Raw genomic sequence first — 21,099 nt, forward strand, 5'->3', positions numbered from 1 at the left:
TATGAATGGGATCACTAAACTTGGTTTAGCTCTGTCGGCAGCGATTTTCGTCTCTGCTTGCGGTAGCAGTAATAACTCTACTGAAGACAATAATACCGCGACACCCCCGGTTACACCAGCATCTACTTTTGTACGCGTTCATCATTCCGTAGCAGATGCGCCTGACGTGAATGTACTGGTAGATGGTACGGCAACCCTCGAAGCTGTCCCTTTTGGTGCCTCTTCAGGCGTACTGGAACTTGATGAAGGTAGCTATAGCATTCAAGTAGATGGCATTCTGCCAGACGAGAGCGTAGCCACGGTCATTGGGCCAGCTGATTTAGCTTTCGCCGCAGATACACGCTATGAAATCTTCGCGGTAGGTGCTGTTGCCGACGAATCGATAGCCCCGTTAATTATTGAAAATCCTGTCAGTGATATTGCGGCAGGAAACTTCCGACTGCAAGTTGTTCACGCTGCACCGAGCGCTCCTGCTGTTGATGTTTATTTGACTGCGGTAGGCGCAGACTTAACGACAGAACAACCCGCGGCCACACTAGAATTCACCGACTACACGGCGCAACTTGATGTACCTGCTGGTGCATATCAAGTGCGCGTTACTGCGGCTGGAGATCCGAGTGCGGTGGTATTCGACAGTGGTTCTGCTGAGTTTGCGGAAGGCGAAGACCTTGTTATTGCGGCAGTAACCAATACTGGCACTGGCCCATCGCCAATTATGTTGCAAGTGGCGGACGGTGAAGGTGCGCAAATCTTGGCTTCAGCAGATGCCGGCGGTGAGTTACGTATTATTCATGCCAGCGCCGACGCGCCTGCGGTAGATATAACCGTCAATAACGCTGCAACGCCAGCAGTAGCAGATTTGGCCTTTTTGGAATTCACCGACTTTATCAACTTGCCGGGCGATGACTATTTGGTTGATGTTGCTGCTGCGGGCGGTGACCCGGTGGTTATCGATGATGCTGCCTTAACATTGGCCGAAAGCCAACGCGTTAGTGTTTATGCTGTAGGTGCTTTAAGTGACGGCTCGCTGACCCTTGCTGTGGTAGAAGACGATGCGCGTCGCATTGCCACTGAAGCCCAAGTGCAATTGGTGCATGCATCGCCAAGTGCGGGTCCAGTAGATATTTATGTAACAGCAACCAGCGACATTAGCGACGCAACGCCAGCATTTGCCGACGTGCCTTTTGACGCCGCTGCGTTAGTATCAACCGGTTATGTTTCATTGGTGCCTGGCACCTACTTTGTGACCGTTACGGCGGCAGGTACACAAACTGCTGCAATCGGCCCAATTGAACTGACCTTAGAAGGCGCTGGCGTTTACACTGCTGTTGCGGTAGACGCTACTGGCGGCGGCTTACCGCCACAACTTATTCTGATGGACGATCTTGCACCAGCAATGTAAGCCCGCGCTGACGTAAGTAAACCCATTGGCTGCAACCACGGGCCAATAGAAATAAGCTTAACGCCAACCACAAACCGTGGTTGGCGTTTTCATTTGGAAGCCACCATTGGCTGAGTAACCACACCGGCAGAAACACGCCCATGGCACTTACCGCCATGGTATTGCGCATGGCATGTGTGAGGCCCAAACCAATAAATACGCCGTCGTAATAGTAACTCCAGTGCCCTAGCAGAGGTAATACGATTAACCAGGGCAAGTAACGCTGCGCAACTGAAATCACGTCGGGTAAATCGGTCAGCATGCGAATTATCCAATCGCCGAGTACAAAAAATATCAGGCTATAAACCAGTGCGAACAGCATCGACCAGAACAAGGTGAGGCGCATCCAGTAGCGAATTTTGGCGGTGTCTTTTCGCCCGCGTGCGGCCCCCAGCAGAGCCTCTACTGCATAGGCAATGCCGTCCAAGCCCAGGGAAATAAGCAATAAAAACTGCATCAGTACGGCATTGGCAGCCACCACGACGGTGCCGAAGCGCGCAGCATAACCGGTCATTGTTGCCATGCAAAGCTGTAGCAACAGTGAGCGGATAAACACATCGCGGTTCATTGCCGCAAAGCGTTTTAGATAACTGGGTGTAATGCGCCAAAGGTGGGGTGCGGGTAACACATCACGAATCAACCAAAGCCCAAGCAACGCAGTCGACACTTCGGCCAGCACTGATGCCCATGCGGCACCAGCAACATTCATCCCTAATCCTAAAATTAAAACAACGTCAGCAATAACATTCACGGCATTGGTAAATATCACCAAGGCCATTGCCGCGCGACTTTGCTGACGGCCAAGCAAGGTGCCAAGTACCAGTAAGTTTATCAATGCTGCAGGTGCCGCCCAGAGCCTGATACCAATGTATTGTGAAGCATAGTGCTGCAGGTCGGCGCTGGGATTTATGATCCACCATGAAAAATCAATAATCCACGGTGTAACCAGCAACAGAAAAAGTCCGATGCCTACCGCCAGTACCATGCCATGCACCACCACTTGCTGCGCCGCGGCATTATTTTTAGCGCCAAACGCATGCGCGATCTCGGCTGTGGTTGTCATGCGTAAGAAGATGGCGAGTAGATAAATAAAACTGACAATCATGGCACCAAGCGCGACAGCACTGAGATAAATCGACTGAGGTAAATGCCCAATAATTGCGGTATCCACTAAACCCAATAAAGGTGCGGCAATATTTGATATGATCATGGGCAAAGCAATCGCAAAAATAGTGCGATGATCAGCGCGCTTGCCAAAATTGAACGGGAGTTTGTTTATGCGTTTCATGCTTATTGTTCTTGGGTTAATGAGCTGTGTGTCGTGGGCTGCACCGGGCAGTGTTGCTGTGTTGCAATACCACCACATTGGGGATGATACACCGCGGGTGACTTCAGTGACAGCCGAAGAGCTCGAGGCGCACTTCGCGTGGTTAAAAGAGAACGACTTTACGGTACTATCCGTTGGTGAAATTCAACGCCGATTTGACGCTGGCGAGTCGTTACCGGAATACACCGCGGCAATAACCTTCGATGATGGCTGGCGCAATGTTTACCGCGAAGGGTTGGCGATTTTCAAAGAATACCAGTATCCCTTCACCATTTTTGTGAACCCAAAACTTATGCGAGAAGCCTCGAGCCAATATATGGGTTGGGAACAATTGCGCGAACTGCAGAAACATGGTGCGCAGATTGCGAACCATACCAATAGTCACTGGCACATGACCTGGCGTTATGAAGACGAAACGGAACAACAGTGGCGTGAGCGGGTGGTTGCTGATGTGCTTGATGCCCAGCGCGAGATTGACGAAAACCTCGGCGAGCAGCCCCGCCACCTTGCTTATCCATACGGTGAATACGATGTGGCATTGCAGGCCTTGTTGCAACAGCATGGCTTTATAGCATTTGGTCAGCACTCCGGACCGTGGACTTCGCACAGCCCGGCCACCGCAATTCCGCGATTTCCAGCGTCGGCTCAGTATGCGAAATTAGAAACGCTGGGCACAAAAATGAAGAGTTTAGGCTTACCGATAACTGACTATAAACCACAGGAAATGTTAGTTTCTGAAGGGCAACTCACCCCGAGCTTCACGGTTAGCGTTGCAACAACCGACGACTTTAACCCAGGCCAAATGAACTGTTTTGCAGGCGGCCAAGTGTTGCAACCTGAGTGGGACGGGAATACCTTTACGGTTCAACTTGAGCAGCCGTTGCCGATTGGGCGGTCACGGGTAAATTGCACGGTGCCGAGTAAATCGCAAGCAGGCCGTTTTTATTGGTATTCGCACCCGTTTATCCGCGCTGATGAACGCGGACGCTGGCCGGACTAATCGTTAATCAAATTGTGACGCAATGATTGCGAAGTCGGTGATCAATTGCGTCATGTTTACCGAAGGAATTTCACCCATCACGTGCTCGGCTTTGAAAATAGCTTGGCGCTGCCCATCAGGATTCACTAAAACAATCGCTGCACTGTGGTTCACGAGGTAATCAGTAGCGCCTTCGTCAGGGATTGAGTACATCAAGCCTAAACCATTTACGAACGGATACAGCTGCGGATGCTCGGCACGCACGCCTACAAATTCAGGACCAAAAAAGCTCGCGTAGTCGGTCACCCGTTCAACTGTATCGCGCTGTGGGTCTACTGAAATCATCCAAACGTTTACCGGATGCTCAGCTTGTTTCTGCAGGTCGGGCATGGCTTTACGTAGATTCGCCATGGTGGTGGGACAGATGTCCGGGCAAAAGGTGTAGCCGGTAAACAACAGTGTCCACTGCCCCTGTAAATTGCTAATGGTCACGTCGTTGCCAAGCGAGCTTTGTAGCGTGAATGACTCCAAGGTGCGCGGCGGGTCGTACACCAGCGCTTGCGGCTCCGGCTTTGGTAGGTTGTTGTAGATAACAACACCAAATACCAAAGCAATGAGCGCGACGATGCTAACAAGTAGCTTTTGCATTGTAGAACTCCCTTCTGTGACTATAACCCGACCAATGCGGGTGAGACTAAGTAGTGATCTGCAAGCAACAAAATAAACAGCGCGAATAACTGCCAGATTGAAAATTTGAACATATTAAACGCAGTGTGTTTGGTTGGGGCGAACTTCAGCTTCCAAGCATAAACTAAAAACCAAATACTCGAAATACTCGAGCCGACTAAATAGATAACGCCGGACATGCCAACAATGTAGGGCAGCAAACAAATAATACCGAGCAGCACCGTATACAGCAAAATACAGGTTTTTGTGAACTCGATGCCATGTGTTACCGGTAGCATTGGAATCTCGGCTTTTGCATAATCTTTCGCGCGGTGAACGGCAAGCGCCCAGAAATGAGGGGGTGTCCAGGTGAACACAATCATGACCAACAAAATTGCAAATGGGTGGATTTCGTTGGTTACAGCGGTCCAACCAAGCAGCGGTGGCGCAGCACCAGCTAAGCCGCCAATCACAATGTTTTGTGGGGTGGCACGTTTTAAATACATGGTGTAAACCATGGCGTAACCGATCAAGCTGGCAAACGTTAGCCAAGCGGTAAGCATATTCACCCAAATAGCCAAAACCGCGAACCCTAACGCACCGATAACAGCAGCAAAGGTGAGTACGCGCTTAGGCGACAAGGCGCCCGACGGCAAGGGGCGGCGCAGCGTACGAGCCATGCGTGCGTCAATGTGGCGATCAACCAGATGGTTAACAGCAGCAGCTGAGCCTGACATTAAACCAATACCAATAAGGCCTGGAACCATGATTTGCCACGGTACCCAAGTAGGCGTGGCGAGGCACATTCCAACCAATGCGGTCAGTAATAACAGGAGCACCACATTGGGTTTGGTCAGGGTTAAGTAGTCACGCCAGCTGGCATGTTTTTTATAGGTTTCAGCAAGCGCCTTATCGGCGCCTGACATTTGAGCTTGTTCTGACATTCGAATTTACCTCGCCGTTGTCATTATGTACTTCACGCGTTGATACGTCATCACGCGTTGCGGGCGATCTTGTAATTTAACCCAACTAAACTAAGTAACAAAAGTGCACCTACAGCATTGTGCGCCACTGCAACGCCAAGCGGCAGCATGAAAATTACATTGCTGAAGCCTAACACCAGTTGAATAACTAAAAATAATGCAACCCAGTTCAAACTGCTGCGAATTACGCTGGTTTGTGTGCGTCTAAAACCAAACCAGAGTAACAAACCCACCACAATAGCGGTGAAATATGCGCCAAATCGATGCGCGACGTGCATGGTCATGCGTTCAGCGTAGTCGTGAGCGCCATATTGATAGGTGTTTGCTTCAGGTACCGAGAATGCGCCCGCTATGTCGAGGCGCTCGCTCCAATTGCCTTCGCAAAATGGCAAGTCGGTACAGGCCATTGCCGCATAATTGGCAGCAACCCAGCCACCTAAGGCAATTTGTCCAATCACGACCAGTAAAGCAAACAGCGCAAAGCCCGACAGCGTTCTCATCTTAGCATCGCCAAGCGGCATGTGTACGCGCTTGAGCCGAAGTGATAACAAGTACAGTAGCGATATCGTCGTAAAGCCGCCCAGTAAGTGCCCCATAACGATTAAGGGTTGCAGATTCATGGTTACGGTCCACATACCCAGGGCCGCCTGGAAGGTCACCAAACACAGCAGCGCAACAGGCAATAATACCGGTTGTTCGGGGTGTTTACGTTTGCGAATAAACGCCCATACAGTAAGGGCTAAAATGAACAAGCCCAGTGTGCCTGCCGCATAGCGGTGAATCATTTCATTCCAGGCCTTCTGGGATTCCAACGGAGCATCAGGGAATAACGCTGCGGCCTTGTTGGAGTCTTTTGGCACGGTCAATTCGCCGTAGCAGCCCGGCCAATCTGGGCAGCCTAAACCCGCGTCAGTTAGGCGCGTATATGCACCTAGAACAATCACCACAAAAGCTAAAACAACAGTTAATTTAACGAATGTGCGCATGCGACTAACCTATCTTAGAAAGCTTTAACAAAGTGCGCAGGTCAGAAAGTAGATTCTTCGCTTCTGCGCGCATCGCTTCTTCATTTTCATATGTTGGATAATAAAGAACGACGTTACCGAGTGGATCAATAATGAATAAGTGATGTGCCGGAATATCTGCAACGGCTTGAGCCAGCGCGAGGTCTTGCACATGCTTAACCAATGGCACTTGATTCAAGTCGAGTTGGGTACCGTTGGCGCTAATTAAAATAGGACTGACGCGGTCGGTTTCTTTACCCAAGGCAATATCAAGCTGATTGATGGCATACAAGCCTTGCACGCATGCTTGATCGCAATTGCCGTCATCACGTAACGCGACGCGCCACCCTTCCGGTAAGCTGTTGCTAAGCTGACGCAGTTCAACCGGTGGCACCATCATGGTGCCCTTGTTGGTTGCTGCACCTTGGTACCAATTTTGATCCAGCACTAATTTAGCGCCGATGACAGGAATTAAAAACGCGAGTACAACACCAACAAGGGTAACGCGCGATTTTTTGATAGTGGTCATGGTCATTCCTCTGTTTTTATTTTTTTGGAACGGCTGGCAAACCAGAAAACCAACAAGCAGGCGATGGCGAGAGAAAACCATTGGAATGCGTAAGCACGGTGCTTGGTTGGTTTCATAACTTGCGGTTGCCATTGGCGCGGCCAACCCAGTTCAGCAGATTCTGAGAGTAGCACCACATAGGGTTGAATGGGAAGTTGTGTTGCTGCCCGAATTGCGTCGGCATCAAGTTGTTGCACGCGTACCGGCCATTGGTCGCTTTCCACCAAGGTATCGCCCATACCCCAGATTTTACTGATGTTGGGTTCATAAAAGTAACCGTTTATGGTTACTTTTCCAGCGGGTAACTGCAGTTCTGGGCGTTGTTGCCGCGTTTCGCCCCAGGGTACCCAGCCCATATTAATCATAATAATATGTTGCCTGGCGTCGGCTAAATTCGCTTCAAGCAAGCCGATCACATGGTAGCCGGGTTGGCCATCCATGATTTGATTGTCGAGCAATAGGTAATTTTCAAGCAGCTCGCCTTGCACCGAAACTTCCGCAAAACGCGGTATCGCGGTTGCAGGTGCGCGATGCGTGTTTAACGAAAGTGTTGGGGTAGAGCGATTGGCGTAATCCGCAAACAGTTGTTCTTTTTCGTTGGCACGATCAAGTTGCCAAAATCCAAGCTTGACCAAAATTGCAATTGCCAGCACAGTGAGCAGCGTAGCAAGGAGTTTGCCTTTACGCATGTCGAGCTCCGTACGAAACATTTCGATAGGAATCTGTGATGGTTATTACTGCAAAAATCATATTGGTACTACTCATGTTATTTATGGTCGTAAACTTGTTCCGAGCATTATTTGCCATGCTCCGCGACGACCCGACCAAACCTTCCATGACCAAATACTTGGGGCAGCGGGTGTTGTTTTCCGCTATAGCCATTGTGGTGATCGTGATACTACTGGCATCTGGGGTATTGACACCAAATCCGCGACCGTATTGATGTTCTCGTAATCTGGAACCTCAATACGGCCGCGACTGCTTTATAGAATATAAACGAAGATAAACAAACACACCCAAACTACATCAACAAAGTGCCAATACCAGCTTGTTGCTTGGAAGGCAAAATGCTTTTCTGGGGTGAAGTGACCTTTGATAACACGCAGGAACATGATGATTAACATCAAGGTGCCAAGTGTTACGTGCATACCGTGAAATCCGGTAAGCAGGTAGAACGTATTCCCGTAAATACCCGAGTCGAGCGTTAGCCCTAGCTCTTCATAGGCGTGAATGTACTCCGCAACCTGAAGGTATAAGAAGGTACAGCCTAAAATAATGGTAATAGCCAGCCAAATAGTTAGCTGTTTACGGTTATTTTTTTCTAAACCAACATGTGCGAAATGACAGGTAACGCTTGAAACAATCAGGATAATTGTGTTGTAAAGCGGTAAACCCATCCAGCCCATTGCACCAGACTCTGTGCCACCTGGCGTTTGCGTGAGCGGCCAATGGGCTTCAAAAGCCGGCCATAACACCTCGTTGGTCATCGCGTTGTTGCCAGCGCCGCCGAGCCATTCAACCGCAATAACACGGGCGTAGAACAAAGCTCCAAAGAATGCCGCAAAGAACATGATCTCTGAAAAGATGAACCAGCTCATACCCTGACGGTACGAATGCCCCAATTGATTGCTATACATGCCGGCCATCGATTCGTTTATCTGGTCGCGGAACCAACCAAATAACATCACCAGAAGCACAGCAATGCCGCCCAGGAGTACATTGACACCCCAGCCGTCGGTGGCTTCGTTCTTCATGTCGATTACTGTGTGGCCTGCACCAAAAGCGATTAAGCCTAAGGCAATAGCTCCAATTATCGGCCACGGACTTGAAGCAGGTACGTAATATTTTTCGTGTTGTTGTGCCATAAAACTAATCCTCAGTCTGCTGATGTTGCTTCAAAGGTTGCGAGAACATCAGGTTGAGCATTGGCTGTCATATCGTACATCGTGTATGACAAAGTCAACGTATGTATATGTTTAGGAATATCCGGGTCTAAGTAAAACTGCATTGGCATTTTTGTTTTGGCACCGGCTGCCAGGGGCTGCTGGTTAAAGCAAAAACATTCGGTTTTATTCAAATACAAACCGGCTTCACCTGGCGCGACTGAAGGCACAGTTTGCGCCACCATGTTTTGACCAGTTGGATTATTCGCCAAAAAGTTAACGACTTTCGTTTCGCCTGGATGAACTCGCACGGATGTTACTTCCGGCTTGAACCCCCACGGCATACCTGTATTGACCCGGGTAATAAACTGTACATTGATGGTGCGCGAAGTATCGACCTGGCGTGTGTTAACGGCCGCTTGTTCATTTTTTGTGCGGCCGTTAAACCCGGTAATGTCGCAAAACACTTCGTACAATGGCACCAATGCGAACCCGAAACCAAACATGCCTACAACAACAAACAGTAGGCGACGAATGACCCGCGCGTTGTCTGGGCGCGGGTTAGGAGTCGGATTATTATCAGTCATTTCTATTTCACCTCAGGCGGTGTTTCGAAAGTGTGGTACGGTGCCGGTGACGGTACAGTCCACTCCAACCCTTCTGCACCTTCCCATGGCTTCGCCGGTGCTTTTTCGCCACCGCGTACACACTTAATCACAACCGCCAAGAAGATGAGCTGCGATAAGCCGAACGCGAAGCCACCGATACTAACAATTTGGTTAATATCTGCGAACTGTAACGAGTAGTCCGGAATACGGCGTGGCATACCTGCCAAGCCTGCAAAGTGCATTGGGAAGAACAACACGTTGACCGAGATCAAAGAGGTCCAGAAGTGCCATTTCGCCAAGGTTTCGTTATACATGTGGCCAGTCCATTTCGGTAGCCAATAGTACGCAGCTGCCATAATCGAGAAAATGGCACCTGTAACGAGCACGTAGTGGAAGTGCGCAACCACAAAATAGGTGTCGTGATACTGGAAATCAACCGGGGTAATCGCAAGCATCAACCCAGAGAAGCCGCCGATTGTGAACAAAATCACGAACGCCAAGGCAAACAACATGGGCGTTTCAAAACTAATTGAACCGCGCCACATGGTGGCTACCCAGTTAAATACTTTCACCCCTGTTGGCACCGAAATCAGCATGGTGGCATACATAAAGAATATCTCTGCCGCCACAGGCATACCGGTGGTAAACATGTGGTGCGCCCAAACGATAAAGCTCAAGCCAGCAATGGCCGCCGTGGCGTAAACCATCGACGAATAACCAAACAGTCGTTTACGGGAAAACGCTGGAATAATCGCTGAGATGATTCCGAAGGACGGTAAAATCATGATGTACACTTCGGGGTGCCCGAAGAACCAGAAAATATGCTGGAACAATACGGGGTCACCGCCACCTGCCGCGTCAAAGAAGCTGGTGCCGAAGTATTTATCCGTGAGCACCATGGTTACGGCACCGGCTAATACAGGCATTACAGCGATTAACAGGAAGGCTGTGATAAACCATGTCCACACAAACAGCGGCATCTTCATGTAGGTCATGCCAGGTGCACGCATGTTCATAATGGTCACGATCACGTTAATTGCGCCCATAATCGACGAAATACCCATGATGTGAACCGAGAACACGAACAGTGCAGTGGAATCACTACTGTAGGTGGTTGAAAGTGGAGCATAGAAGGTCCAGCCGAACGCTGGGCCGCCACCTTCCATGAACAATGAAGCCAGCAGGATTGCAAACGCAAATGGCAGAATCCAGAAGCTCCAGTTATTCATCCGCGGCAGTGCCATATCTGGTGCACCAATCATCATCGGTACCATCCAGTTCGCCAAGCCGGTGAAAGCTGGCATAACTGCACCGAATACCATAATGAGGCCGTGAACGGTGGTCATTTGGTTGAAGAAATGTGGCTCAACCAACTGCAAACCAGGTTGGAATAGCTCGGCACGAATAACCATTGCCATTGAACCGCCAACCAAAAACATAATAAAACTAAACCAAAGGTACATCGAGCCGATGTCCTTGTGGTTCGTCGTGAAAAACCAACGGGTAATACCCGATGGCGCGTGGTGGTGATGATCGTTATGATCCATCTCGCCAGCAACTGTGCTCATATCGGGTCTCCCTTACTGATTCAAAAATTCGTTTACATCAGCGGCCTGAATCAGGTCGCCAGTGTCATTGCCCCAAGCGTTACGCTCATAGGTAATAACAGCCGCCAGTTCACGCAGACTTAGCTGATTGCTAAATGCTTGCATGGCTGTACCTGCTTTACCGTTAACAACGATGTTGATATGGCCCATTTTGTCGTTTAGGACCATGTTGGTGCCTTTCAAACTTGGGAATACGCCCGGAATGCCTTCACCGCTAGGTTGGTGACATGCAGCACAGCTACCCAAATATACGCGCTCGCCTAGCTCCATGAGCTCGTCTTTGCTCATCGACATAGACAGCAAACGTTGTTCTTCTGCTGCTGCTTGTTTTGCAATCGCTTCTTGCTCGCTTATCCATGCTTGATATTCCGCAGGCTCTTTAGCGATAACAACGACCGGCATAAAGCCGTGGTCTTTACCACACAGCTCCGCACATTGACCGCGATAAATACCTGGCTCATCAACTTTGGTCCAAGCTTCGTTGATAAAGCCTGGGTTCGCGTCCTTTTTCACGGCGAAATCAGGAACCCACCACGAGTGGATAACATCATCTGATGTGACCAGAAAACGAACTTTAGTATCAGTTGGAATAACCAATGGACGGTCAACTTCAAGCAGGTAGTTTTCACCTTTCTCGAGGCGGTTGTTAATTTGGTCTTGGCGTGTGGCCAGCAGACTAAAGAACTCAACGTCGTGCTCGAAGTACTTGTAGTGCCATTTCCATTGTGACCCGGTAACAAGAACAGTGACTTCAGCTTCGGACGCGTCCTCCATGGCAAATAGCGTCTTAGTTGCTGGAATCGCCATACCGACCAAAATCAGGAACGGGATAACGGTCCAAAGTATTTCAACCTTCACGTTTTCATGAAACGTAGCAGGCTTATGACCTTTGGACTTGCGGTGGATAATCATGGAAACAAACATGATTCCGAAAACGATAATACCTATCACACAGCAAATATAAAAAATCGTCATGTGAAGGTCGTAAACGCGTTGACTGATCTCGGTAACACCTTGAGTCAGGTTCAACTGCGATTGCGCACTAGCAGCAAATGGAATACTTGCTATTAGCGCAGTGATGAGTCTAATGCTCACGCGAAATCTCCTCTCATTCTTCCGACGCGGGTTGGCCGCGAATACACCGAAGTGCGAGCCTGAAGAACAACGAGGTGAGTAGAAAAAGGAACAGCTTTTCAAATGAAAATCTTTTTCCCACTAACCCTTTGTTGTTATGTATCAAATTTTATTTTTGTTTATTGTGTTAGCAGTTAATGCGCATTCAAAATACCATTTTCTGGTGAAAAAGAAACCGCCTATTCGAAGAATTTTTACATCTAAGTATAAAAAAAGGGCTGCAACTGCAGCCCTAACTGACAACCTTCACAAGCAGGTTTAGTGGAGTGGGGTGAGTGAAGGTAAATCATTAAACACGAAACTGTGCGTTTGGCTAACCTTGCTCGCCATTTTTAAACGTTGTTGCATACGCGGCGATAATTCACCGAGCCAACTTAATACAAGGCTACTGGTTCCGGCTAACAGAGCTTGCTCCGTTGCCCATTCACGTTCATCTTGATTGCGGCCATGAACCCAACGAATGCGTGACCGGCTAATACCCGCACTGACCAGCTGTTCAATAAGATCACGACGCGCGCCAATTACGGTAATCCATTGGTTTGTCCGTAATGACAAAGCATGCAACCGCGGCAATATATCGTCCAAATTATTCGTGGTTGTTTCCAGCGCTGGAACGGCTGACCATACGTCAAAACCAAGGTCGTTAAATTGTTTTGTGAATTCGTTTCTCATAACCATGCTCCATTTCGAATGACGCCAACAGCCAAACCTTCGATGGTGAAGTACTGGTGGGTAAGATCGACTTGAATGGGGGAAAACTCTTCGTTTTCCGGATGCAATAAAATGATGTTGCCGCGTCGCTCAAAACGTTTGACGGTTACGTCATCCTCAACGCGCGCTACAATTATTTGGCCATTACGTGCTTCTTGTGTCTTATGTACTGCAAGCAGGTCGCCGTCAAGAATCCCGATGTCTTTCATACTCATGCCGTTTACGCGAAGTAAAAAGTCGGCATGTGGTTTAAATAAATTCTGATCAACTTGGTAGTGGCTTTCGATATGCTCCTGCGCCAAAATAGGCTCACCAGCGGCAACGCGCCCGATTAATGGAAGGCCTTCTGGCAGCTCTTCGACGTCTACACCGATTAAACGGAGACCACGCGACATGCCCGGCATCATTTCAATCACACCTTTTTTAGCGAGCGCTTTGAGATGCTCTTCGGCAGAATTTGCCGACTTAAATCCTAAGCGTTGGGCAATTTCAGCCCGGGTAGGCGGCATGCCGGTCGCATCGATATTATCTTTAATAAGGGTCAAAATTTCTTGCTGTCTCGGTGTTAATGGACGCATCTGAATACCTGTTTATCTATACAGTGGTACTGTGAGTATATACAGGTGTTTTGGTTTCGCAACTTTTTTGTACAAAAATTTTTCAGTCAGACAATTTTTATCATTAGTGGTATGCTTTATACGTCTGTAATTAGTGGGGATATTCGATGAGTCTAAGAGGCTTTTGGCGCGCGATTATGTACTGGCCAGTACGTTGGTTAACGCGTTTCGAAATTATTTTGGATGACACCGCCCAGCAAGTGGTCGGTGACAACAATGTTGTCTATGTGATGCGTTCTACGTCAACTACCGACATGTTGGTGGCGCAGCGGGCGCTGAAGCAAGCCGGCTTGCCGGACCCTACGGATGAACTGTTTATAAACGGTCAGCAGCTCGCTCGTGTCATGTTTCTTGATCAAACGGATCACAGTTCAGCTCAACGGGCCATCGCAGACTTTGAAAAGCTGATTGCAGCGCATCAAAAAGACAGTCAGTTGAACATTAAAGTTGTGCCCATTGGTTTATTTTGGGGGCGTAAGCCCGGACAAGAGCCTCGCCAAGGGCATACCATGGTGTCTGATATTGATAACCCCGGTCGTTGGCGTAAATTTTGGCTGGTAATGTTCTCCGGACGGCATATTTTGCTGCGAGCGAGCTTGCCAGTGCAATTGCGAGAAATGGCTGAACAGCGCGGCTCTACGCAAGATCTTGCGCATAAATTAGCGCGCGTTGCACGGGTGCATTTTGTGCGGCTAAGGCACGCAATTGCCGGACCTAAAATGACCGAGCGTGCAGTGGTTATTCAAGACTTGCTCGACACCCCAGCGTTACAACAAGCCATTGCGGATGAAGCGCGCAGCAAGAAAATAACGCAACAACAGGCACGCAAAGTAGCGGAAAAGTATCTGCATGAAATTGCCGCGAGTTACAGCGATACCTTGGTTCGTTTGCTCGATCGATTCATGTCATGGTGTTGGAGTCGTATTTATAACGGTATTCATGTGGAAGGCGGCGAGCGCATCCGCGAATTGGCTGAGGCAGGTCACGAAATTGTTTACGTACCTTGCCACCGCTCGCACATGGACTACCTGCTATTGAGTTATGTCATTTATAAAGAAGGCCTAGTTCCACCGCATATTGCAGCTGGTGTGAATTTGGACTTTTTTCCGGCCGGCCCGTTATTTCGACGCGGTGGTGCATTCTTTATACGTCGCAGCTTTCGCGGCAACAAACTCTACTCAACGGTGTTCCGGGAATACCTTAACCGGCTATTCCAGAAAGGCTATCCGGTGGAATACTTTACTGAAGGTGGGCGTAGCCGCACGGGCCGTTTGTTGGCACCCAAAACCGGTATGATTGCCATGACCGTTCAGGGAATGTTGCGCGGTCAGCAGCGGCCGATGTCACTGGTTCCGGTTTACCTTGGCTACGAACATGTCATGGAAGTCGGTACATACTTAAAAGAACTTAAAGGCAAATCAAAAGAAAAAGAATCGGTGTGGAAGGTGATAGGAAGTTTGCGTCACTTGCGTAACTTTGGCCAAGGCTATGTGAGTTTTGGCGAGCCGATTAACCTAGGCGAAGCACTTGAGAAACTACAGCCTAACTGGCGTGAGGCAATTACCACTGGTGCAGAAGAGCCGGAGCGGCCCAAATGGTTAACGCCAACCGTTAATTTATTGGCTGATGAAATTATGTGTCGAATCAATAACTCAGCGGCATTAAACAGCGTGAATTTAACAGCCCTAGCTATTTTGAGTTCTGAGCAGCATGCGCTGACACGCGAAGAATTGGTTAGCCAGTTAAACCTCTACACCCAGATTTTAGGCGAAGTGCCGTACAGCAAAGACGCTTATGTGCCAGAGGAAGATGGCGACGCACTATGGCAACTGGCGAAAAAACACGACAAGTTCATCGTCGAGTCAGACGGTATTGGTGAGCTTATTCGCCTTGATGGTACTAACGCGATAGCGATGACCTACTACCGAAATAATATTATGCACATGGTTATTGTGCCAGCGCTGTTGGCGGCCTTTGCGTTGGGGCATAAACGCTTTAGCGGTGAACAGGCAAGCCAGTTGCTGGCTCAGCTGCATCCGTTGTTGCGCAGTGAATTATTTATCAGTCATTCTCAGGCCGATATGAAACTGTGGGTTAGTGCGTTGCTGGAACAATATGTGCAATGTGGCTTGCTCAGTGAGCTTGAAACTGGCGAATTTATAGTTGCTAAACGCGACTCACAAGCCTATTCACAGCTCGTTTTATTAGCTCGAAGCGCCGGTGAAACGGCACAGCGTTACGCAATTGTTTTGGAGTTACTGCAAAAAGCACAACCGATTTCCCGTAGTGAACTTGAGCAGAATTCGGTGCAGTTAGCGGAGCGCCTCAGTGCGGTTCACGGCGTAAATGCTCCGGAGTTTTTTGACAAGAAAGTGCTCAGCACGCTCATTGGCACATTGAAAGCGGAAGGCTACTTTACCGTATCGGACTCAGGTGACATGGTCGCAGACCATCGTGTTGGTGAACTAAGCGACGCTGTTGATTTGTTACTGGAACCGGCCGTATTGCAGACCATTAGGCAGTCGGTGCAGCAACTCGTGAGTGCGGCGAGCTAAGCCAAGCCATTATTAAAACCAATAATGCGCAGCAACAGCAAGGGTGAGTACCCAGCCTACGTTGTTGTTGTGCAAAAAGGCTTGAAAACAGCGCTGTGGTTCGCGGTACCAGATAAGGTAGTGCTGCCATAAGAACAATAGCGCAATAACGCCCAGTCCTGCCCAATAGGGCCAGCTAAATAATAACAAATACCCAAGCCAACCCAACAGTGCAAGCGTCGCCAACTGCAGCACCGCAATGGCGAAGGTGTCGTGTCCTGCGAACAAAATTGCGGTGGACTTCACCCCAATTTTCAAATCATCCGCGCGATCAGCCATTGCGTACTCCGTGTCATACGCCACAGTCCAGGCAATATTCGCGAAAAAAAGCACCCAAGCAATCAGCGGCAAGCCTTGGTCAAGCGCCGTAAAGGGCATCAAAATACCGAAACTGAATGCTATTCCAAGTATGACCTGTGGCAGTTGCGTGAAGCGTTTACTAAACGGATACAAAGTGGCAACAGCCGCGGCCGCGAAGCTTAATAAAATGGTCGCTTGGTTAAACTGCAGCACAATAATAAATGCCAGCAATAACAACAGGGTAAATAGTGCTAGCGCATGCCAAGGCTTCAGTTCGCCCGTCGCCAAGGGACGTAATTTAGTGCGCGCCACATGCCCGTCAATGTTGCGATCAGCATAGTCGTTAATCACACAGCCGGCTGAACGCATCACAAAAACCCCGAGCATAAACAACACCACAGTGCGCAGCGGCGGGTTGCCGTTACCCGCTACCAACAAGGCGACCAATGTCGGCCAACCAAGCAGTAAGCTGCCGATAGGACGATCAGCACGCATTAAGCGCCAACAAGCGCTAATAAATTGACCTGCTCGTATCATAGCTGTTGTTCCTTTAGGCGTGTAAGTTGTGCTGGCACGGAGTCGCCGATAAACACTTCAGCAACCAGTACGCGCTGACCCGCAGCAGTAAAACAGCTACGACGGCCCCACAGCGTTTGCGTTGGATAATTCAAACACTGATGCAACTGACCAATACGAGACTGCGGTGTAAAGGCCGAAATTTCAATGTCACTGCGCGTTAAATCAGGTTGGGCAAAAAGGTGTGCCCCCAGCGGTTGATTTCCCAATTGGCCCAATTTCAATGCCTGTTCGTCAAGCGCGCTTTGTGGAAATACACTACGCGCAAATACCCAGGGTTGGCCATCACAACATAAGATAACTTCGCGAATGGTTGCCTCGCTGACGTTGCCTAACCAACGAGCTTCATCGGGACGTATAACGCCGGGATGTTGTCCCAGAACCTCAACGCTGAATGTTTGGCAATGGCGTTTGAGTTTTGCTGTGAGTGAATCCGGGTCAAGCAACCAGTTCCGAATAATCGAATTGTCGGGTAGGCTGTCAACATTGGCAAGCCGCCAATCGGCTTGCTGCCCTTGGCTGACTATAGGAAAGTCGAAGTTCGCTAATTCAGGAAAGCGCATAAGGTAATACTATCGGCTGTACTTGGTTAACGTTCGAATGCCAGCACCAACCAGTAAGCCGGCAACTAAGCCTGCAGTATGGGCGGTATTGGCAATGTTTACCCACAGTAGGCCAGTGTATCCAAGCACCAACCAAGCCAGCATAAAAATGATTAAACCCTTGGGCAAAAACAGTGGGTGCCTTGGATTGTTCCAACCAACCACGGTAGCAATACCAAATAAACCGTACACGACACCGGATAAGCCGCCAAAGTAGGGGCCACTTTCAATAAATTGCGACGTGTTCGACATAACAGCGCAAAACAAGAAGGCTAAAATAAGCCATTTGCTGCCATAGTAACGTTCAAACCGCCCGCCCAGATACCACCACCAAAACACGTTAAACACGATATGTAAAACGCTAAAATGCAGCAGGGCAGGCGTGATAAATCGCCACGGCTGTGTCCAAGGTAGGGTTTCGAAATTATTCGGATTAAACAGCAAACTACTCAGAACTGATTCAGCCAATGGCGTCATTAAGCCAATAAATACAATAATTACTGCCGCGGCGTAACTGGCGGTAAACCAACCCGCTTGCTGCAGTAGCGTACTTAAAAAACTGACCGGCGGCGCCACTGTATCGGCTTCGTGTTGTGCGTTTTCCTGCACCGTTAACTCAGCCAGCTGTGGGTTCTCTTTGAAGGTTTGGATAAGCGCTTTTGCATGGGCATGGTAGCTGGAAACTGTTAGCCACAACTCCAACTGATTACCGTGTTCACTGACCGTGACGGGAACCCCGTTCTGCTGCAAGTAGCGATAAAGGCTTGCCATCATATCCGCATCGCGGGTGGTCAGTAATTTTTGCATTTAGCCGCGCTCCACCGCATCGGGAAACGACTGCGCCCAGGCTGTCATTCCGCCATCTAAACTGCTTACAGGGTCTACCCCTTGATGGGCTAAGTACTCGGCGGCACCCTGACTGCTGTTGCCATGGTAACAAACAACCACCACTTCAGCGTTGTCGTCAAGATCAGCCAAAAACTCTTGCACGTTCGCATCGGTTAAGCGCAGCGAACCAGGAATATGGCCCGCTTCAAATGAACGCTGGTCACGAATGTCGACAAAACGCGCGTTGCCTTGTTGCCACACGCTGTGCGCGGTCGTTGCATTAATGCGCTTAAAATCAGCCATTCTTTGTGTCCTTACTCGTCGAGCTGTATTAGCTCCAGTCCAACACCACTTTGCCGGATTGACCTGAAGTCATAATATCAAAGCCTTTTTGAAAATCATCTACAGGCATACTGTGCGTCAAAATTGGGGTTAAATCGAGTCCTGATTGCAACAAGCTTGCCATTTTGTACCAGGTTTCGAACATTTCCCGACCGTATATGCCTTTAATAACGAGTCCCTTAAAGATAACTTGGTTCCAGTCAATTGCGACACTTTGTGGGGGAATACCCAACATAGCGATTTTGCCACCGTGATTCATAGTCTCCAGCATTTGTGCAAAAGCTGAAGGCACACCAGACATTTCAAGGCCCACGTCGAAGCCTTCTTTCATGCCAAGCTCATTCATCACGTCTTTCAAGTTTTCTTTGCTGACGTCAACAGCGCGTGTTGCGCCCATTTTCTTGGCTAGATCTAAGCGGTATTGGTTTACATCGGTTATCACCACATGGCGCGCGCCAACATGACGGGCAACCGCTGCGGCCATAATACCGATAGGGCCAGCACCGGTGATCAGTACGTCTTCGCCCACTAAATCAAAGGCTAACGCGGTGTGCACGGCATTACCAAACGGGTCAAAAATAGCCGCTAAATCATCACTGATGTCGTCGGGCAATTTAAATGCGTTGTCCGCAGGAATCACCAAATATTCAGCAAAAGCACCTGGGCGGTTAACGCCAACGCCAACGGTGTTTCGACACAAGTGCCGCCGGCCAGCACGGCAGTTACGGCAGTGACCACAGGTAATGTGGCCTTCGCCGGAAACGCGGTCACCTTGTTCAAAACCACGAACGCCTTCGCCCATGGCTTCAACAACACCCACGTATTCATGGCCAACCACCATGGGCACAGGGATGGTTTTTTGTGACCACTCATCCCACTTGTAGATGTGCACATCGGTGCCGCAAATCGCGGTTTTTTTAATGCGGATGAGCAGATCGTTGTAACCGTATTCAGGTTTCTCAACGTCGGTCATCCAAATACCGGGTTCTGCATGTAATTTCGCGAGTGCTTTCATGATTCGTTACCTTCAGAGACGACGTTAAATAATTCCAAGGTCTTTACCAATGCGAGTAAACGCATCAATTGCCCGGTCGAGTTGTTCGCGTGTGTGCGCAGCTGACATTTGTGTGCGTATCCGCGCTTTACCGCGTGGTACCACAGGAAACGAAAAGCCGACCACATAGATGCCTTCTTTGAGCATCCGCTCCGCCATTTCTGACGCCAAGCGTGCATCACCAATCATCACCGGGATAATGGCATGGTCTGCGCCACTCAGGGTAAAGCCAGCTTTGGTCATTTCAGTGCGGAAATGGTTGGCGTTGTCCCACAATTTTTTGCGTAACTCGTGACCATTTTCCAGCATTTCTAATACGCGAATAGAAGCCTGAACGATTGCTGGTGCTACTGAGTTTGAGAATAAATAAGGACGTGAACGCTGGCGTAACCAGTCAATCACCGGCTTTTTACCTGAGGTATAGCCGCCTGATGCGCCGCCTAACGCTTTGCCTAATGTGCCGGTAATAATATCTACGCGGCCCAATACATTGCAGTATTCGTGGGTACCTTTCCCGTTTTCGCCTAAAAATCCAGTGGCATGACAATCATCCATCATGACTAACGCACCGTATTCGTCAGCTAAGTCGCAAACCCCATTCAGGTTGGCGATAACGCCGTCCATTGAGAAAACACCGTCTGTGGCAATCAGAATATTGCGCGCACCGTCAAGTTTTGCTTGTTTGAGTTGCGCTTCAAGGTCTGCCATGTCGTTGTTTTTGTAACGATAACGCTTGGCTTTACTTAAACGAATGCCGTCAATAATTGAGGCATGGTTCAGTTCATCACTGATAATCGCGTCTTCCGGACCCATTAATGTTTCAAAAAGGCCGCCGTTTGCGTCAAAACATGATGAATATAAAATAGTATCTTCAGTGCCTAAAAACGCACTTAATTTTGCTTCAAGCGTTTTATGAATATTTTGTGTACCACAAATAAAGCGCACCGATGCAGTGCCGAAGCCATGCTCATCAAGCCCTTGCTTCGCTGCCTTGATAAGTTCAGGACTGTTCGCCAAACCGAGGTAGTTGTTGGCACAGAAGTTAAGTACTGATTCACCGTCACCGACTTCAATTTCCGCATCTTGGTCGCCTAAAATGATGCGCTCATTTTTGTACAAACCTTCGTGTTTAAGCTCGTCTAGCTGCGTTTCAAGTTGTTGATAAAAATCTTGCTTCATGTAATTCTCCGTGCTTCGGACCCTACGGGTAGACTTAAGCTCATGCACTTAAGCCGTTAAGATACTGCATAGTTTACCTGATCAGCGGGGGGCTGC

The 21,099-nt window shown here is 49.0% G+C and carries 22 protein-coding genes; 4 read left to right on the forward strand and 18 right to left on the reverse strand.

From position 1 onward, the window contains the following. Position 1: 1 nt before the first annotated feature. Positions 2-1,402 carry a DUF4397 domain-containing protein gene (locus ACN0UY_RS07990; RefSeq protein ID WP_417666158.1) on the forward strand — a complete coding sequence of 467 codons (1,401 nt, stop codon included), beginning with the start codon at positions 2-4 and terminating at the stop codon, positions 1,400-1,402. On the opposite strand, the gene ACN0UY_RS07995 is transcribed toward ACN0UY_RS07990, so the two are convergent. Then, positions 1,368-2,729, reverse strand: coding sequence for an MATE family efflux transporter (locus ACN0UY_RS07995; protein ID WP_417666159.1), 1,362 nt, complete (start codon positions 2,727-2,729; stop codon positions 1,368-1,370). The genes ACN0UY_RS07990 and ACN0UY_RS07995 overlap by 35 nt on opposite strands. Here ACN0UY_RS07995 and ACN0UY_RS08000 point away from each other — a divergent pair. Further along, positions 2,719-3,768 (forward strand): polysaccharide deacetylase family protein, encoded by a 1,050-nt coding sequence (locus tag ACN0UY_RS08000; protein WP_417666160.1) that lies wholly within the window; start codon positions 2,719-2,721, stop codon positions 3,766-3,768. The two genes, ACN0UY_RS07995 and ACN0UY_RS08000, sit on opposite strands and share 11 nt — an antisense overlap. A gap of 3 nt (positions 3,769-3,771) precedes the next feature. On the opposite strand, the gene ACN0UY_RS08005 is transcribed toward ACN0UY_RS08000, so the two are convergent. From ACN0UY_RS08005 to ACN0UY_RS08025, 5 genes are all read right to left on the reverse strand, one after another. Next, positions 3,772-4,395, reverse strand: coding sequence for an SCO family protein (locus ACN0UY_RS08005; RefSeq protein WP_417666161.1), 624 nt, complete (start codon positions 4,393-4,395; stop codon positions 3,772-3,774). Between the two features lie 20 nt (positions 4,396-4,415). After that, positions 4,416-5,339: a heme o synthase gene (gene cyoE, locus ACN0UY_RS08010; protein WP_417666216.1), complete on the reverse strand. Its 924-nt coding sequence runs from the start codon at positions 5,337-5,339 to the stop codon at positions 4,416-4,418. Between the two features lie 68 nt (positions 5,340-5,407). Next, a complete protein-coding gene (locus ACN0UY_RS08015) occupies positions 5,408-6,382 on the reverse strand; it encodes a COX15/CtaA family protein (protein WP_417666162.1) in 975 nt (324 codons plus the stop codon). Positions 6,383-6,386: 4 nt separating this feature from the next. Continuing rightward, entirely contained in the window at positions 6,387-6,929 is a 543-nt protein-coding gene (locus ACN0UY_RS08020; RefSeq protein ID WP_417666163.1) for a hypothetical protein, read from the reverse strand. Positions 6,930-6,931: 2 nt separating this feature from the next. After that, positions 6,932-7,657, reverse strand: a complete 726-nt coding sequence (locus ACN0UY_RS08025) for an SURF1 family protein (protein ID WP_417666164.1) — start codon at positions 7,655-7,657, stop codon at positions 6,932-6,934. Positions 7,658-7,695: 38 nt separating this feature from the next. Between ACN0UY_RS08025 and ACN0UY_RS08030 the strand changes: the two genes are divergently transcribed. Beyond that, complete coding sequence (locus ACN0UY_RS08030; RefSeq protein WP_417659437.1) at positions 7,696-7,911, forward strand: DUF2909 domain-containing protein; 216 nt, start codon at positions 7,696-7,698, stop codon at positions 7,909-7,911. Positions 7,912-7,951: 40 nt separating this feature from the next. On the opposite strand, the gene ACN0UY_RS08035 is transcribed toward ACN0UY_RS08030, so the two are convergent. The 6 genes from ACN0UY_RS08035 to lexA form a co-directional block, all read right to left on the reverse strand. Then, positions 7,952-8,833 (reverse strand): cytochrome c oxidase subunit 3, encoded by an 882-nt coding sequence (locus ACN0UY_RS08035; RefSeq protein ID WP_417666165.1) that lies wholly within the window; start codon positions 8,831-8,833, stop codon positions 7,952-7,954. 11 nt (positions 8,834-8,844) lie between these two features. Next, positions 8,845-9,438, reverse strand: coding sequence for a cytochrome c oxidase assembly protein (locus ACN0UY_RS08040; protein ID WP_128352277.1), 594 nt, complete (start codon positions 9,436-9,438; stop codon positions 8,845-8,847). Positions 9,439-9,440: 2 nt separating this feature from the next. After that, the gene (ctaD, locus tag ACN0UY_RS08045) at positions 9,441-11,027 is read right to left on the reverse strand and encodes a cytochrome c oxidase subunit I (protein ID WP_417666166.1); all 1,587 of its coding nucleotides are present in this window, start codon (positions 11,025-11,027) and stop codon (positions 9,441-9,443) included. 12 nt (positions 11,028-11,039) lie between these two features. Next, positions 11,040-12,155 (reverse strand): cytochrome c oxidase subunit II, encoded by a 1,116-nt coding sequence (gene coxB, locus ACN0UY_RS08050; protein WP_417666217.1) that lies wholly within the window; start codon positions 12,153-12,155, stop codon positions 11,040-11,042. Between the two features lie 303 nt (positions 12,156-12,458). After that, entirely contained in the window at positions 12,459-12,872 is a 414-nt protein-coding gene (locus tag ACN0UY_RS08055; protein WP_417666167.1) for an SOS-response cell division inhibitor, read from the reverse strand. Continuing rightward, complete coding sequence (gene lexA / locus ACN0UY_RS08060; protein WP_128352273.1) at positions 12,869-13,489, reverse strand: transcriptional repressor LexA; 621 nt, start codon at positions 13,487-13,489, stop codon at positions 12,869-12,871. Before lexA ends, ACN0UY_RS08055 begins: the two co-directional genes overlap by 4 nt. A gap of 146 nt (positions 13,490-13,635) precedes the next feature. On the opposite strand from lexA, the gene plsB reads away from it, so the two are divergent. Then, the gene (plsB, locus tag ACN0UY_RS08065) at positions 13,636-16,083 is read left to right on the forward strand and encodes a glycerol-3-phosphate 1-O-acyltransferase PlsB (protein WP_417666168.1); all 2,448 of its coding nucleotides are present in this window, start codon (positions 13,636-13,638) and stop codon (positions 16,081-16,083) included. Between the two features lie 12 nt (positions 16,084-16,095). Here plsB and ubiA read toward each other — a convergent pair whose 3' ends face one another. From ubiA to ACN0UY_RS08095, 6 genes are read right to left on the reverse strand one after another with little or no spacing between them, the layout of a single operon-like run. Further along, a complete protein-coding gene (gene ubiA, locus ACN0UY_RS08070) occupies positions 16,096-16,959 on the reverse strand; it encodes a 4-hydroxybenzoate octaprenyltransferase (RefSeq protein ID WP_417666169.1) in 864 nt (287 codons plus the stop codon). After that, positions 16,956-17,561: a chorismate--pyruvate lyase family protein gene (locus ACN0UY_RS08075; protein WP_417666170.1), complete on the reverse strand. Its 606-nt coding sequence runs from the start codon at positions 17,559-17,561 to the stop codon at positions 16,956-16,958. The genes ubiA and ACN0UY_RS08075 overlap by 4 nt, the downstream gene beginning before the upstream one ends. Positions 17,562-17,570: 9 nt before the next feature. Beyond that, positions 17,571-18,407: a rhomboid family intramembrane serine protease gene (locus tag ACN0UY_RS08080; protein ID WP_417666171.1), complete on the reverse strand. Its 837-nt coding sequence runs from the start codon at positions 18,405-18,407 to the stop codon at positions 17,571-17,573. Further along, entirely contained in the window at positions 18,408-18,731 is a 324-nt protein-coding gene (glpE, locus tag ACN0UY_RS08085) for a thiosulfate sulfurtransferase GlpE (protein ID WP_417666172.1), read from the reverse strand. 28 nt (positions 18,732-18,759) lie between these two features. Continuing rightward, entirely contained in the window at positions 18,760-19,785 is a 1,026-nt protein-coding gene (gene tdh / locus ACN0UY_RS08090; RefSeq protein ID WP_128352267.1) for an L-threonine 3-dehydrogenase, read from the reverse strand. A gap of 24 nt (positions 19,786-19,809) precedes the next feature. After that, positions 19,810-21,003 carry a glycine C-acetyltransferase gene (locus ACN0UY_RS08095; RefSeq protein ID WP_128352266.1) on the reverse strand — a complete coding sequence of 398 codons (1,194 nt, stop codon included), beginning with the start codon at positions 21,001-21,003 and terminating at the stop codon, positions 19,810-19,812. Between the last annotated feature and the right edge of the window lie 96 nt (positions 21,004-21,099).

The organism is Pseudidiomarina sp., from assembly GCF_048268165.1.
Classification (GTDB): domain Bacteria; phylum Pseudomonadota; class Gammaproteobacteria; order Enterobacterales; family Alteromonadaceae; genus Pseudidiomarina.

Excerpts from the sequence above, each read along its gene's own strand:
- ACN0UY_RS07990 (WP_417666158.1), top strand. The coding sequence starts at position 2 with ATGAATGGGATCACTAAACTTGGTTTAGCTCTGTCGGCAGCGATTTTC.
- ACN0UY_RS08000 (WP_417666160.1), top strand. The coding sequence starts at position 2,719 with ATGCGTTTCATGCTTATTGTTCTTGGGTTAATGAGCTGTGTGTCGTGG.
- ACN0UY_RS07995 (WP_417666159.1), bottom strand. The coding sequence starts at position 2,729 with ATGAAACGCATAAACAAACTCCCGTTCAATTTTGGCAAGCGCGCTGAT.
- ACN0UY_RS08005 (WP_417666161.1), bottom strand. The coding sequence starts at position 4,395 with ATGCAAAAGCTACTTGTTAGCATCGTCGCGCTCATTGCTTTGGTATTT.
- cyoE (WP_417666216.1), bottom strand. The coding sequence starts at position 5,339 with ATGTCAGGCGCCGATAAGGCGCTTGCTGAAACCTATAAAAAACATGCC.
- ACN0UY_RS08015 (WP_417666162.1), bottom strand. The coding sequence starts at position 6,382 with ATGCGCACATTCGTTAAATTAACTGTTGTTTTAGCTTTTGTGGTGATT.
- ACN0UY_RS08020 (WP_417666163.1), bottom strand. The coding sequence starts at position 6,929 with ATGACCACTATCAAAAAATCGCGCGTTACCCTTGTTGGTGTTGTACTC.
- ACN0UY_RS08025 (WP_417666164.1), bottom strand. The coding sequence starts at position 7,657 with ATGCGTAAAGGCAAACTCCTTGCTACGCTGCTCACTGTGCTGGCAATT.
- ACN0UY_RS08030 (WP_417659437.1), top strand. The coding sequence starts at position 7,696 with ATGGTTATTACTGCAAAAATCATATTGGTACTACTCATGTTATTTATG.
- ACN0UY_RS08035 (WP_417666165.1), bottom strand. The coding sequence starts at position 8,833 with ATGGCACAACAACACGAAAAATATTACGTACCTGCTTCAAGTCCGTGG.
- ACN0UY_RS08040 (WP_128352277.1), bottom strand. The coding sequence starts at position 9,438 with ATGACTGATAATAATCCGACTCCTAACCCGCGCCCAGACAACGCGCGG.
- ctaD (WP_417666166.1), bottom strand. The coding sequence starts at position 11,027 with ATGAGCACAGTTGCTGGCGAGATGGATCATAACGATCATCACCACCAC.
- ACN0UY_RS08055 (WP_417666167.1), bottom strand. The coding sequence starts at position 12,872 with ATGAGAAACGAATTCACAAAACAATTTAACGACCTTGGTTTTGACGTA.
- lexA (WP_128352273.1), bottom strand. The coding sequence starts at position 13,489 with ATGCGTCCATTAACACCGAGACAGCAAGAAATTTTGACCCTTATTAAA.
- plsB (WP_417666168.1), top strand. The coding sequence starts at position 13,636 with ATGAGTCTAAGAGGCTTTTGGCGCGCGATTATGTACTGGCCAGTACGT.
- ubiA (WP_417666169.1), bottom strand. The coding sequence starts at position 16,959 with ATGATACGAGCAGGTCAATTTATTAGCGCTTGTTGGCGCTTAATGCGT.
- ACN0UY_RS08075 (WP_417666170.1), bottom strand. The coding sequence starts at position 17,561 with ATGCGCTTTCCTGAATTAGCGAACTTCGACTTTCCTATAGTCAGCCAA.
- ACN0UY_RS08080 (WP_417666171.1), bottom strand. The coding sequence starts at position 18,407 with ATGCAAAAATTACTGACCACCCGCGATGCGGATATGATGGCAAGCCTT.
- glpE (WP_417666172.1), bottom strand. The coding sequence starts at position 18,731 with ATGGCTGATTTTAAGCGCATTAATGCAACGACCGCGCACAGCGTGTGG.
- tdh (WP_128352267.1), bottom strand. The coding sequence starts at position 19,785 with ATGAAAGCACTCGCGAAATTACATGCAGAACCCGGTATTTGGATGACC.
- ACN0UY_RS08095 (WP_128352266.1), bottom strand. The coding sequence starts at position 21,003 with ATGAAGCAAGATTTTTATCAACAACTTGAAACGCAGCTAGACGAGCTT.